Origin of the sequence: Nocardia alni (genome assembly GCF_019038435.1) — a bacterium.
In the GTDB taxonomy this organism is placed as follows: Bacteria; Actinomycetota; Actinomycetes; order Mycobacteriales; family Mycobacteriaceae; genus Nocardia; species Nocardia alni.
Genome location: NZ_JAGPOX010000108.1, coordinates 1 through 12991 on the forward strand (window position 1 = coordinate 1; position 12991 = coordinate 12991).

Sequence of the window (12991 nt, forward strand, 5' to 3'; positions counted from 1 at the left end):
GTATCTGGCAGACCTTGGGCATTCGGTTGTCTGGGGTAGCCGGATTGGAGACGATCCGCTCGGTGATCGCGTACTGGCCGAGATCTCCGGCTCCGGGGTGGATGTTCGGTTCGTCGAACGTGATCCGGGTGCGCCGACGGGTGTCTTCTTCAAAGACCATGGGGCGGAAGGTACTCGGGTGTATTACTACCGCCGGGGTTCGGCCGCCGCGCGGATGGATCCCGAGTTCATCGATCGGCTCACCGATGCGGTGGGGCGGGTTCGGGTGGTGCATATCAGCGGGGTCACACCGGCGCTGTCCGACGACTGCGCCGCTGCCTCACGAGCCCTCTTCACCCGCGCCAGGGCCGCTGGGACGCTGTGCTCCTTCGACGTCAACCACCGGCCCGGGCTCTGGAGTTCACGGGAGGCGGCCGGGACGCTGCTGGATCTGGCCCGGTCCGCGGACCTGGTCTTCGTCGGCCTGGACGAGGCCCAGCGGGTGTGGGGCGACGAGCTTGCCGACGCCGAGGCCGTCCGGGCGCTGATCGACACCCCGGCCACGCTCGTGGTGAAGAACGCTGCGGTCGGCGCCACCCTCTTCGAGGGCCGAGGCCCGGGATCGTTCGTACCGGCACCTCCGGTACAGGTGGTCGAGCCGGTTGGAGCGGGTGACGCCTTCGCGGCCGGCGTCCTGTCCGGTTGGCTTCGCGGGTTCACCGCGCATGAGCAGTTGATGCTCGGTCACCGATTGGCCGCCCTGGCACTGCGATCGATCGAGGACCACGCCGACGCGGGCGCGCTGCGCGCGGAACTACCGTGACCACCGCCGCCGTCCTCCGTGATCGACTGGCACGGACTCGGGATCGCGACTTGGCCGAGACGGCGGTGAGCCCGAGTCGCACGTCAACTAGTGGTCGACCTGGTGCGGGCCGACACCCAACGCGCCCAAGGCGCCTCTCCGTGGCGACACCCGAGGCGCAGATCAACCTCGCCGGGCGGGGTCCCGGCACTTCGTGGGACCGCGCGAGCGGTCCACCAGCCCTGGGATGGACGCAATGATGTTCGACGACGCCTTCACCGAACTACCGCTGATGGCGATCCTGCGCGGTTTCGATCGCGAGCGTACGACCGAAATCAGCCGACGCGCTTGGGATGTCGGCATCCGGCTGGTCGAGGTGCCGGTGCAGAACGACGCCGCGTTCGAGGCGCTCGCCGCGGCCGTGGCAGCGGGGGCCGTGCGTGGTGAGATCGTCGGCGCGGGCACCGTGACCACCGTCGAACGGGTGCGACGAGCCGCCGCGGCCGGTGCCCGCTTCACCGTCGCACCCGGATTCTGCCGGGAGGTCGCCGAGGCCTCGCTGTCCGCCGGGCTGCCACATCTGCCGGGAGTCGCCACCGCCACCGAGATCCAGCAGGCCCAGTCGCTCGGACTGACCTGGTTGAAGGCATTCCCCGCCGCCGAACTCGGCGCGAGCTGGATCCGGGCCATGCACGGGCCGTTTCCCGATGCGCGGTTCGTGGCAACCGGTGGAATGACGCTGGCCAACACTCGGGAATTCCTGGCCGCCGGCGCCGCCGCGGTCTCACTGGGCTCCGCGCTCGCCGACGCCGAACAGTTCGCCCGTCTACCGGAGCTGATCGCGGACATCCGAAAGGCAGCGCAATGAAGATCACGGCCCTGGAGACCTTCTCGATCGCCCCGCGCTGGCTGTTCCTGGCGATCCGCACCGACGAGGGAATCACCGGCTGGGGCGAACCGGTGATCGAGGGTCGATCGGCCACCGTAGCCGCCGCGGTCGAGGAACTCGCCGGCTACCTCGTCGGCCAGGACCCGTTCCGTATCGAGGACCACTGGCAGGCACTCACCAAGGGTGGCTTCTATCGCGGCGGCCCGATCCTGTCCAGCGCGGTGGCCGGTATCGACCAGGCCCTGTGGGATATCAAGGGCAAGGCCCTGGACGTGCCCGTCCACGAGTTGCTCGGCGGCCCGGTCCGCGACCGGATGCGCACCTACTCCTGGATCGCGGGCGACGATCCCAGCGGCGTCGCCGAGCACGCCCGGGAGCGGATGGACCAGGGCTTCGACGCGGTCAAAATGAACGTCGGCGGAAAGTTCCGGCCACTGGAGTCCAAGGGCGAGCTGGATCGCCTGGTCGGCCGGGTGGCCGCGGTCCGTGACGCGATCGGCGACGAAGCGGATATCGCCATCGACTTCCACGGCCGGATCTCGCCCGCCCTGGCCCGAGTGGCCTGCCGCCGGTTGGAGCCGTTCCACCTGCTGTTCGTCGAGGAGCCGGTGGTCCCGGAACTGACCGCCGACCTGAGCCGGATCTGCGAGTCCACCACCATTCCGATCGCCACCGGCGAACGGCTCTACTCGCGATGGGACTTTCGCGACCTACTCGGCAGCGGGATCGCCGTCGCCCAGCCGGATCCCTCCCACGCGGGCGGAATCTCCGAGGTGCGCCGAATCGCGGCAATGGCCGAGGCATACGGCGTCGCGCTGGCCCCGCACTGCCCGCTGGGCCCGATCGCGTTCGCGGCCTGCCTGCAAATCGACTTCGCCACCCCCAACGCGCTGATCCAGGAGACCAGCCTCGGCATCCACTACAACGCCGAGGGCGGCTCCGACCTGCTCGATTATCTGGTCGACCCGAGCGTCTTCACCTTCGCCGACAGCCATATCGCCCGGCCGACCGGCCCCGGCCTGGGCATCGAGGTCGACGAGCAGGCGGTGCGACGGGCCGCGGAGATCGGCCAGAACTGGCGAAACCCGCTGTGGCGCAACTCCGACGGCTCGTTCACCGAATGGTGAGGCCGGTCAGTGCGCGGTGCGCGGCGGATTGGGAAGGCCCAGAGCGGTATTGAGGCGGAAGGCCCCACCGAGCCCGTGGAACACCGCCATCACCAGCGCCCCGGCGAATCCACCGGCGACGGCCGCGCCGACATGCGCCGGCATATCGGCCCAGTAGCCGATCGCGACCGCCAGCGCGAGGCCGAGGGTTCCGGCCACCGCGTTGCGCAGCGAGGAATTGCCCCACACGTTCGGGAACTGTTCGCCGACCATGCCTTTGACGAAGTGCGGGACGGCGTTCGCGCCCATCACGCCGGTCAGAACCGACAACACAATCGTGAGCCACATCGCGAGCCTCCACTCAGTCAACACTGTAGACCGAAAATAGCAGGGCGAAGGACACTCAGTCAACAACGTAGACTGACGTTGTGAATTCTCGCCCCGCCAGCCGCGCCGAGCAGCGCCGCCGGACCGAATCGCGGATCCTGGCTGCGGCGCGAAGGCAGTTCGCCGAGGTCGGATACGAAACGACCACCATTCGCGCCATCGCCGCCGAAGCCGAGACCGACCCCGGACTGGTCATGCGCTACTTCGGTTCCAAGGGCGAACTGTTCGCACGGGTGGCCGGGGTGCAGCCGGACGACGAGGTCACGGGCGCCCCCGAAGAAGCGGCCGAACAGCTGCTGACCGCCCTGGAACTCAAACTCGGCGAGCAGCCGATCGATGCGCTGGCCGCGATCCGATCCATGTTCGCCCACCCCGACGCCGCCGGCGAAGTCCGCTCCGCCATGATTTCCCGCCAGCGACAAGCCGCACGTCACCTGGCCGACGACAACGCGGACCTGCGCGCGGGACTGATCGGCGCCCTCACCATCGGCGTCGTCATCGGCCGCCACCTGCTCGAACTGGACGGCCTGCGCGACGCTGCCCCGGAGGACATCACGACCTTGCTCAGACAGGCTTTCCACGACATCGCCCACGGCACACCGGATCCGCCTCGCCCGGACCCGGCGACTCGGGCGCGATAGGCGGGCGGCCGTGGACTTGATTCCTCTCCGGCGGCGAAGAACGGCTCGCCGACCCCGCTGGGAGCCTCGAAATGACCCGGCTGCCCCTTGCCGATGTGCGCATCATCGCGGTCGAGACTCGTCGCAGACACCGGGCTCACCACACCAGTAATGTCGGCTCTGCGACCGAAGCAGATTCGACCGAGGCAGTTGCGGGCGAGTGCGTGGAGTGAGGAGCGCGGTGAAGCGAGTATTGGGGCGTCCCAGTCTGAGTCCGTACCAAAGCCATGTGCAGCGTTCGGCGGTTACGCCCGGGGGCGGGATCAGCGCGCGCTTCCTGGGCACCAGTTCGCTACTGCTCTCCGACGCAGAGACCACCCTGCTCTGCGACGGATTCGTCACCCGCCCGCGGCTCCCCCGCATGCTGCTGGGCCGGATCGCACCCGATCGCCGCGTGGTCACCGACGCGATCCGGCGGTTGGGCGTCACGTCGCTCGATGCGGTGTTCTGCGCGCACAGTCACTATGACCACGCGCTGGATGCCCCCGTGTGGTGCCAAGTCACCGGCGCCGACCTGATCGGCTCGGAGTCGACGGCCAATATCGGACGCGGATCGGGTGTGCCCGAATCGTCGCTGCGGGTGGTTCGCGACGGCGATGTCCTGCGCTACGGCCGATTCGAGCTGACGTTCCTCGACTCCGTGCACAGCCCCGGCGAGAACTGGCCCGGCACGATCGACCGACCACTCACTCCACCCGCCCGCGCCTCCGCCTGGCGAACCGGGACCGCGTTCTCCGTGCTGATCGAGCATCCGCTGGGCGCGGCGCTGATGCACGCCAGCGCCAATCACCTTCCCGGCATGCTCGCGGGCCGCCGGGCCGACGTGATCTACCTCGGCGTGGGACTGCTCGGCAAGCAGCCACCCGAATTCATCCGTGCGTATTGGGACGGAATCGTCGGTGCGACCGGCGCCCGCCGCGTGATCCTCGTGCACTGGGACGACTTCACCATCGGCCTGGACCGGCCACTGCGGCCGATGCCCAACCTCGCCGACCGGTTCGACCTCACGATGGATCGACTGCTCCCACTGGCGGATCGGGACGGCGTCGAGGTCGTGATCCCGATCGCCTGGGAAGCCGGCGACCCGTTCGCCGGTCCAGCCTGAGCACCGCTTCGTCGAACAACGACGTCCCCGCGGTCCCCCTACCGCGAGACACAGCACGCGGCAGGGTGAACTCGGGCAGTCGATCACCGGACACATCGGCGCTGCTGAATGCCTCACGGGATGGCGTCGCGTTCAATAGGGATCATGGTCTCCACACGCGAACACGAGACGCGGGAACGACCGATTGCCGATCGGCGGCTGCGCCGGCATCAACGGGGAGATCAGTTCCGGCTGACGGCGCTGGGCGGGTTGGCGGCCCTGTCGCTGGACGCGCTGACCAGCGTCGCCTATGGACCGGAGTCCATCGTGCTGGTTCTGGTGACGGCCGGTGCGAGCGCGGTGACGTGGACGCTGCCGGTGTCGCTGGCGATCGCCGCGCTGCTGGCCGTGCTGGTGCTGTCGTATCGGCAGGTGATCGCGGCGCATCCGGACGGGGGCGGGGCCTACGCGGTCGCGAAGAAGGATCTGGGCGGCAGTTGGAGCCTGTTGGCGGCGGCGAGCCTGGTGGTGGACTACGTGCTGACCGTGGCGGTCAGCCTGGCGGCGGGGGCCGCGAGCCTGGCCAGCACGTTTCCGGCGCTGGCGCATCACCTGCTGCTGATCACCATGATCGGGCTGGTGGTGCTGACCGCGATCAATCTGGTCGGGGTGGCCGAGTCGGCGAAGGTGCTGATGGGACCGACGATCGTCTTCGTCGTCGCGATGTTCGCGGTGATCGTCTTCGGGCTGGCCCGCTCCGCCCCGGTCGCGACCATCGGCGGCGATCAGGGTCCGATCTCGCCGACCGGGACCGTGGGAATCCTGCTGTTGCTGAGGGCTTTCGCCGCCGGATGCTCCTCGCTGACCGGTGTCGAGGCGATCGCGAACGCGGTGCCCTCGTTCCGGACCCCGGCCGTGCGACGCGCCCAGCACACCGAGATCGCGCTGGGCGCGCTGCTGGGGCTGATGCTGCTGGGGCTCGCCGTGCTGATCGGCAAGTACCACACCGTGCCGCGCGGCAATGTGACCGTGCTGGCGCAACTGTCGGCCGGCGCCTTCGGGACGGGCTGGCCGTTCTACGTCACCAACCTCGCCGTCACCCTGGTGCTGGCGCTGGCCGCGAACACCAGTTTCGGCGGCCTGCCAGTCCTGCTGTCGCTGCTGGCCAAGGACCATCGGGTCCCGCATCTGTTCGGCATGCGCTCGGAGCGGCCGGTCTTCCGGTACGGCGTCGTCGCGCTGGCCATCCTCGCCGCGATCGTGCTGCTGATCGTGCATGCCGACACGAACCGGCTGCTGCCGGTCTTCGCGATCGGCGTTTTCATCGGCTTCACGCTGAGCCAGGTCGGCCTGGTGCGGCATTGGCGTCACGACCGCGGGCGCGGCTGGGTGTGGCGCACGGCGTTGAACGGATTCGGCGCGATCCTCACCGCGGTCGCCGGGGTCGTGCTGCTGATCGAGAAATTCCGCGAGGGCGCCTGGCTGCTGCTGATCATCGTGCCCGCGCTGTTCCTGCTGTTCGCCCGGACCCAGCGCTATTACGCCTCAGTCGCGGTACAACTCGGCATGGGCAAGATCCCGCCGAAACCCCGGCCGACCGGCCGGGCCCTCGTGGTGGTCCCGGTGGTGACCGTCAGCGCGATCACCGAGAAAGCGCTCGAGGCCGCGATGCGCATGGGTGGCGATGTCGTCGCCGTGGCCGCCGCCATCGATCCCGGCGCGACCAAGAGGCTCAGCGCGCAATGGGAAGAGTGGGATCCGGGCGTCGAGCTCACCGTGCTGCCGTGCCCCAACCGAAGCCTGGTGGCCACCCTCGTCGGTTTCGTCCGCAAAAAGACCGCCGAGGGCAGGAATGTCATCGTGCTGCTCGCCGGCATCGACACCCCGCACTGGTGGCAGCGCCTGCTGCACAACCCCCGCGGCCCGGTCCTGGCCGTGGCCCTGCGCACGCGCACCGACGCGGTCGTCGCCAACCTGACGGTGCACCTGGCCTGAGCTAGCGCCGAGTCTCTTTGCGCGCGGCCTGGCGTGCGGGTCGCATGAATCCGCGCCAGAACAGATACCAGCCGACCGGAACGATGCCACACGCCAGGAACAGCGGGGTGGTCCAGTCGTTGGTGAGTATCACGTCGCCGCCCGGTCCCGGACTCAGGCAGATCACGAAACCGATCAACCACGCGAGGACCGGCAGAGCCATCGCCGCCGGCCGCGAGACGATCGTGCCCATACCCATCGCCAGCAGGATATTCACCACCGCCGCGAAGGCCGCGCTGATCGGGAAGGGCACCGAGCCGAGGTAGGTCGGCAGATACAACACCTCCACCGCGAAGCTCAGCAGCCCGTTGAACACCAGCAGCCCCGCCAGCAACCCTCCGGCCAGCGCCCAGCCCGCGGGGCGCGGCTCGGCCCGCGCGGTGTCCGTGACCGGGGCCGTCACGGCGCCGGCGGAAAGCCGAGCAGGGTCAGCAGGTGACTCTGCATATCCACGAACGCGTACAGCGCCGACAGATACATCTGGTGCTGAGCCCCGAAATTCGGCTGCTGGCTCTGCACGAACGCCGCGATCGCGTCCTGGAGACTCCAGTTGTACATGCCGGACAGTCTAAAGCCGAGCCGTCCCCGATCGCGCCACATGATCGTCGCCGACAGCACCAAGACAACCGACAACCATCCAGCCCCACCACACTGGCGACTGCCCCCCACCGACGACCGCCGCCATGCTCTCGGCCGGGATCCACATCGGCCACCGACCGACAGGTGGATTCCCGCCGAGCACATGCGGGAATGATGAGGTGCTCTCGCCCACACGCTCTCACACCTTGGATCACAGGTTCTCGTGCACATTCGGCGGTCGCGGATCCTGACGATTGCCTGCGTTTATGTACCAGAGCCGAATCACAGATACCCCGCGTGCGGAAGGACGGGCTGCTGTCAGCCGGCGGGGTCGTCGGGGACGGCCAAGCCGGAGAACAGGTCGTGTTCGCGACCGTCCTTGCCGCGCACGCCATGCATGCCGCGGACCAGGATGTAATGCTCCTCCGGCAGGATCGGCTGGGCGATATTGTTCGACAACGCGAACTCCCGGCCGGACGGGGCGACGGTCACCTGGGTCGCGTGGGCGCGCAGGGCGGCCCGCTTGGCGGCGAGGACATCGGAGACGTCGATCGTGGCGGTCACCGATTCGCTGGGGACACAGGCCAATTCACCCTCCGCGGGCAGCTGCCAGCCTTTCGGCAGCGCACCGGGGAGACGATCGACGGTGCGCCGGGCCAGGGCGGCGGTGTGCAGGCTCAGCACCGCGGAGTCCGTAACCGTCCAATACAGTTTCGGCACATCCCAGTCGATATCGGCAGCGCGCTTCACCGCATCCATCGTGATCCGGTGTGCCCGAAGGTGATCCGGGTGCCCATACCCACCCTTGGGGTCGTAGCAGACCACGACGCCGGGGCGAACCGCGAGCAGCACCTCCACCAGTGCGTCGACCGCCGCATCACCGGATTTCACGAAGGCCCGCGGATGCGCGGCCGCCTCCGACTCCTGCGGCGCGGCCGTGGTACCGGACATCCCGGAGTCCCGCCAGCGCCCCGCGCCACCCAGGAACAACGGCGCCTCGACACCCAATTCGCCGAGCGCCCTGGTCAATTCGCCGATCCGATAGCCGCCGAGCTGATCGGCCTCCGCGCTCACCAGATGCGCCAGCTCTTCCCCGATCACCTCACCCTCCTCGCCGAGGGTGCAGGTCACCACGGTCACCGGAATCCCGCGCCGTCGATAGTGCGCGATCGTGCCGCCGGTGGTGATCGACTCGTCATCTGGATGCGCGTGGACCAGGAGTAGTCCGCCGCTCACGACATCGCCTGCGCGATCCGTGCGCTGTGGATCCCGGCCGAAAGCACGCCGGGATGACGAGGCAGTGCGCTCACGACAACCGCCGCCAGTTCCCCGCCCCCGCGAAGACCCCGACCTGGATCGCCCCGGTCAGCGACACCCCGTCCATATGCGGCCCGGCCGCAGCGACCCCGTTGTCCTGCACGATCGGCAGTACCGTCGCCAAATCCCACAGCTTCGGTTCGACATCACCGAGCGTCTTGGGCACGTCGCCCCCGCGCAGGGCCGCATCGATCTGCGCCTGCAACGTCGGATCGCACACTCCGGAGATATTGCTGGGCGCCTTGCGGGCCGCGGTGGTCTGCGAGTCGTCGCTCTGTCCCGGGGGCGCGTCGGCCGGTGGGCAGCCGTAGCGCGAGGCCAGTATCGTCGTCGGATCGCCGCCCGCCTGCTCCCAGCCGACGATCGCATCGACCGTGCCGTCGAGCAGATCCTTGCCGTACAGCTCGTCGGCGGGCAGGCTCTGCACGCTGGCATCGATTCCGGCACTGCGCAATTCGTCGGCGGCGGTATTGGCCACCGCGAGGGTGACCGGGTCCCGGTCGACCGCGCCGATGCGGATCGCCAGCGCTTTACCGTCCTTGGCGACCTCACGCGGCTGAGGAGCCGGTGAGGTCGCCGAATTGCTCGGCGGGGTCTCCGGCGCTCGCAGGTATCCGGCCTGCGCCAGCAACCCGAACGCCTGGTCGGCGTTCAGGCGCGGCGGCTCGGTCGGCGCATAACCGGGATCGGATGGCGAAAGCACCTGTGCGCGTGAGGGATTCACCCATCCTCCGGTCTGCGCGCCGACCGATGCCAGCAATGCCGGATCCAGCAGCGCCAGCACGGCCTGCCGCACCCGGATATCGGACAGATCCCCGGAACGCCCGTTCAGCGCCAGCTGCATCTCCCGCGCCTGCGGCGCGATTCCCGTGCGCACCGACGGCACCGCGGCCAGCTCGGCCTGCGTGGCCGCGCTGCCGTGCACCAGCGCCATCTGGGCATCCGCGGACCGCAGCGATTCGGCCACCTCGGCGGTGGTGCCGCCGCGCCGCAGCATGATCTTGTCCGGCACGGCCGGCGTGCCCCAGTAACGATCGTTACGCTCGAGCAGGATCTCCTGACGCCCGGCATCGGCCTGCGTGACCCGGAACTGCCCACCCGAGATCGGATTCTGGTTGATCAGGCCGCGATCCAGGGTCAGCGCCCCCTCGAACCCGCCCGGCGCGTCCTTGAGCAGATGCGAGGGCAGCAGATCGGTGAACAGCGACCGCCACGCCGGATACGGCCCGTTCATGGTGACCGTGACCGTCTTACCGCCCTGCGAGGAGGCGACATCGGTGATCATGCGGTAGCCCGCCGGATCCGCCACCCCGGGGTCGGCGATCATCTGCTGCCACAGGTAGCGGAAGTCCTCCGCCGCGATCGGCGCGCCGTCGGACCAGGACGCCTGATCCTGGATCTTGTAGGTGATCGTGAACGGATCCTGCGCGGTGACATCCGCCGACACCATCAGCGCTTGATCGGGCGTCCAGTCCGTCGCCCCGGGCACGGTCGTCGAGGGCACCGGCCGGAACGGGCTCGGAAACACCATCGAGGCAACGGCATTGGTGGCCGGCGACTGATTCGAGCGCAGATGCGGATTGAACCCGATCCCGATGTCGTCGACCGCGACCACGACCGTGCTCTTGGTCGGCAGGGGTGGTTGCGTCGTCTTGGGACTGTCGGTGCTCTCGATCGGCGGCGGCGGATTGGCCGTGCACCCGGTGAGTGCGGTCACCGACGCCGCCAGCAACAACACCATCACACGCAGCAGCACGGTGGTGCGCCGCGTCGCGCGCGTTCGTACCCCCGACATCACGCCTCGCCACGTTACAGCGTTCAACTATCTCCACTCCGCTCCAGTGGGCCGCGTCCCTGGTCCTCACCCGGCGCTTCAGAGGCCGTACTCGATCCCGGCCAAAGGTACACACCGACGAGCACAACACATCACGGGTGTTCGACACCGTGTCGGATTCGCACACCCGGCCTCCCGCTACATTGTGTCGGCTCGAACATCCGGTTTCGGACAATCCAGGCCGAAGAATGTAGCGGGAGGCCGGGTATCCGAACTCCGTGACGTCGCGGGAATCCCTACGCGTTCTGCGCGGCCTTGTCGCGGGCCTTGCGCCGCGACACCTCCCGGCCGCGTTCGGTCGCGCCCAGGATGACCTTGCGCACACGCACGATCTGCGGGGTGACCTCGACACATTCGTCCCCGGCGCAGAACTCCATCGCGGCCTCGAGGTCCAGGTGCAGCGGCTTGGCCAGGGTCTCGAACACGTCGGCGGTGGCCGAGCGCATATTGGTCAGCTTCTTCTCACGCGTGACGTTGATGTCCAGATCGTCCGCACGCGGGTTGATGCCGACGACGTGGCCCTCGTACGTGTCCGCGCCGGGCTCGACGAAGAACTGCCCGCGGTCGGCCAGCTGGATCATGGCGAACGGGGTCACCGAACCGGCGCGGTCGGACACCAGCGAACCGGTGTGCCGGGCACGGATCTCGCCGGCCCACGGCGCGTAGCCGTTGAAGACCGCGTTGGCGATGCCGGTGCCGCGGGTCTCGGTCAGGAAGTCGGTGCGGAAGCCGATCAGGCCGCGCGAGGGGACGATGAACTCCATCCGCACCCATCCGGCGGCGTGGTTGTTCATCTGCACCATCTTGCCCTTGCGGGCGGCCAGTAACTGGGTGATCGCCCCCAGATATTCCTCGGGGCAGTCGACGGTCAACTCCTCGAACGGCTCGTGCACCTTGCCGTCGACCTGCCGGGTGACCACCTGCGGCTTGCCCACGGTCAGTTCGAAACCCTCGCGGCGCATCGTCTCGACCAGGATGGCCAGCGCCAGCTCACCACGGCCCTGTACCTCCCACGCGTCGGGGCGGCCGATATCCAGAACGCGCAACGACACATTGCCGACGAGCTCCTGGTCCAGGCGCGCCTTGATCATGCGGGCGGTCAATTTATGCCCCTGCACCCGGCCGACCAGCGGTGAGGTGTTGGAGCCGATGGTCACCGAGATGGCCGGTTCGTCGACGGTGATGCGGGGCAGGGCGACCGGATTCTCGACGTCGGCGAGCGTGTCGCCGATCATGATGTCCTGGATGCCCGCGATGGCGACGATATCGCCCGCGACGGCCTCCTCGCCGGGCTTGCGCTCGACGCCGATGGTCTGCAGCAGTTCGGTGATGCGGACGGTCTTGATGCCCTCACCGTGCATCCACGCCACGTTCTGGCCCTTGCGCAGGGTGCCGTTGTGGATGCGGACCAGGCCGATGCGGCCCAGGAACGGGGAGGCGTCGAGGTTGGTGACGTGCGCCTGCAGCGGGGCCGCCGGATCACCCTTGGGCGCGGGCACGTACTTCAGCAGCACGTCGAACAGCTCGTCGAGATTTTCCGCGTCGGGCACGGTGCCGTTCTCGGGGCGCGTGGTGGAGGCTTTGCCTGCGCGGCCCGAGGCGTAGAGGACCGGCAGGTCCAGCGCCAGCTCGGCGGCTTCGGAGGCCTCGTCGTCCAGGTCGGACGCCAGATCGAGCAGCAGGTCGTGGCTCTCCTCCACGACCTCCGCGATGCGGGCGTCGGGCCGGTCGGTCTTGTTCACCACCAGAATGACGGGCAGAGACGCGGCCAGGGCCTTGCGCAGCACGAATCGGGTCTGCGGCAACGGCCCCTCGGACGCGTCGACCAAGAGCACCACGCCGTCGACCATCGACAGGCCTCGCTCGACCTCGCCACCGAAGTCGGCGTGGCCGGGGGTGTCGATCACGTTGATGACCGTCACGCTGTCGTCGGGGTTATGCCTGTGCACGGCGGTGTTCTTGGCGAGAATGGTGATGCCCTTCTCGCGCTCGAGATCGTTCGAGTCCATGACCCGGTCGATCTCCTCGCCGCCGCGCTGGGCGAGCGCGCCGGACTGCTTGAGCATGGCGTCGACCAGCGTCGTCTTGCCGTGGTCAACGTGCGCAACGATTGCCACGTTCCGGAACTCGACCGACGACACGTGGGATCCTCCTGGCTGAAGTAATGGGGTGGCCGACCCTCGTCTGTGAAGGTTGCGAGCAAGACTGGCTGAACCGAATTAGCGACTCACCGGGCATGCGGCCAGCTACAGCGTACCGAAATCACTGGGCATACCCCGCTTCAGACCCTACTTAGGTTA

At 68.6% G+C, this 12991-nt stretch carries 12 protein-coding genes; 6 read left to right on the forward strand and 6 right to left on the reverse strand.

Annotation, left to right across the window (positions count from 1 at the left end):
- The first annotated feature begins 4 nt into the window (after window positions 1-4).
- The 3 genes from JZ791_RS31585 to dgoD all read left to right on the forward strand — a co-directional run bounded on the left by JZ791_RS31585 (window position 5) and on the right by dgoD (window position 2797).
- The gene (locus JZ791_RS31585) at window positions 5-802 is read left to right on the forward strand and encodes a sugar kinase (RefSeq protein WP_254206668.1); all 798 of its coding nucleotides are present in this window, start codon (window positions 5-7) and stop codon (window positions 800-802) included.
- Window positions 803-1028: 226 nt separating this feature from the next.
- Complete coding sequence (locus tag JZ791_RS31590; protein WP_216899418.1) at window positions 1029-1649, forward strand: bifunctional 4-hydroxy-2-oxoglutarate aldolase/2-dehydro-3-deoxy-phosphogluconate aldolase; 621 nt, start codon at window positions 1029-1031, stop codon at window positions 1647-1649.
- A complete protein-coding gene (gene dgoD, locus JZ791_RS31595; RefSeq protein WP_216899420.1) occupies window positions 1646-2797 on the forward strand; it encodes a galactonate dehydratase in 1152 nt (383 codons plus the stop codon). The genes JZ791_RS31590 and dgoD overlap by 4 nt, the downstream gene beginning before the upstream one ends.
- A 6-nt stretch (window positions 2798-2803) precedes the next feature.
- Here the strand turns inward: dgoD and JZ791_RS31600 are convergent, their stop codons facing one another.
- On the reverse strand, window positions 2804-3124 hold the full coding sequence (locus JZ791_RS31600) for a hypothetical protein (protein WP_216899421.1): 321 nt from the start codon (window positions 3122-3124) through the stop codon (window positions 2804-2806).
- An 80-nt stretch (window positions 3125-3204) separates the two neighbouring features.
- Between JZ791_RS31600 and JZ791_RS31605 the strand changes: the two genes are divergently transcribed.
- The 3 genes from JZ791_RS31605 to JZ791_RS31615 all read left to right on the forward strand — a co-directional run bounded on the left by JZ791_RS31605 (window position 3205) and on the right by JZ791_RS31615 (window position 6922).
- On the forward strand, window positions 3205-3804 hold the full coding sequence (locus tag JZ791_RS31605) for a TetR/AcrR family transcriptional regulator (RefSeq protein ID WP_216899423.1): 600 nt from the start codon (window positions 3205-3207) through the stop codon (window positions 3802-3804).
- 220 nt (window positions 3805-4024) lie between these two features.
- A complete protein-coding gene (locus tag JZ791_RS31610) occupies window positions 4025-4948 on the forward strand; it encodes an MBL fold metallo-hydrolase (protein ID WP_216899424.1) in 924 nt (307 codons plus the stop codon).
- Between the two features lie 144 nt (window positions 4949-5092).
- Complete coding sequence (locus JZ791_RS31615) at window positions 5093-6922, forward strand: APC family permease (protein ID WP_216899426.1); 1830 nt, start codon at window positions 5093-5095, stop codon at window positions 6920-6922.
- Between the two features lies 1 nt (window position 6923).
- On the opposite strand, the gene JZ791_RS31620 is transcribed toward JZ791_RS31615, so the two are convergent.
- From JZ791_RS31620 to typA, 5 genes are all read right to left on the reverse strand, one after another.
- On the reverse strand, window positions 6924-7364 hold the full coding sequence (locus JZ791_RS31620) for a hypothetical protein (RefSeq protein ID WP_216899428.1): 441 nt from the start codon (window positions 7362-7364) through the stop codon (window positions 6924-6926).
- Window positions 7361-7519 carry a hypothetical protein gene (locus tag JZ791_RS31625; RefSeq protein ID WP_216899430.1) on the reverse strand — a complete coding sequence of 53 codons (159 nt, stop codon included), beginning with the start codon at window positions 7517-7519 and terminating at the stop codon, window positions 7361-7363. The genes JZ791_RS31620 and JZ791_RS31625 overlap by 4 nt, the downstream gene beginning before the upstream one ends.
- 339 nt (window positions 7520-7858) lie before the next feature.
- Window positions 7859-8776 carry an N-acetyl-1-D-myo-inositol-2-amino-2-deoxy-alpha-D-glucopyranoside deacetylase gene (mshB, locus tag JZ791_RS31630; protein ID WP_216899432.1) on the reverse strand — a complete coding sequence of 306 codons (918 nt, stop codon included), beginning with the start codon at window positions 8774-8776 and terminating at the stop codon, window positions 7859-7861.
- 70 nt (window positions 8777-8846) lie between these two features.
- Window positions 8847-10652, reverse strand: coding sequence for an ABC transporter family substrate-binding protein (locus tag JZ791_RS31635; protein WP_438804576.1), 1806 nt, complete (start codon window positions 10650-10652; stop codon window positions 8847-8849).
- Window positions 10653-10927: 275 nt separating this feature from the next.
- Window positions 10928-12832 carry a translational GTPase TypA gene (gene typA / locus JZ791_RS31640; RefSeq protein ID WP_216899433.1) on the reverse strand — a complete coding sequence of 635 codons (1905 nt, stop codon included), beginning with the start codon at window positions 12830-12832 and terminating at the stop codon, window positions 10928-10930.
- Window positions 12833-12991: the final 159 nt, after the last annotated feature.

Bases quoted from the DNA above. Each gene is read 5' to 3' on its own strand.
- JZ791_RS31590 (WP_216899418.1), top strand. From the start codon at position 1,029: ATGGACGCAATGATGTTCGACGACGCCTTCACCGAACTACCGCTGATG.
- dgoD (WP_216899420.1), top strand. From the start codon at position 1,646: ATGAAGATCACGGCCCTGGAGACCTTCTCGATCGCCCCGCGCTGGCTG.
- JZ791_RS31600 (WP_216899421.1), bottom strand. From the start codon at position 3,124: ATGTGGCTCACGATTGTGTTGTCGGTTCTGACCGGCGTGATGGGCGCG.
- JZ791_RS31615 (WP_216899426.1), top strand. From the start codon at position 5,093: ATGGTCTCCACACGCGAACACGAGACGCGGGAACGACCGATTGCCGAT.
- JZ791_RS31625 (WP_216899430.1), bottom strand. From the start codon at position 7,519: ATGTACAACTGGAGTCTCCAGGACGCGATCGCGGCGTTCGTGCAGAGC.
- JZ791_RS31635 (WP_438804576.1), bottom strand. From the start codon at position 10,652: ATGTCGGGGGTACGAACGCGCGCGACGCGGCGCACCACCGTGCTGCTG.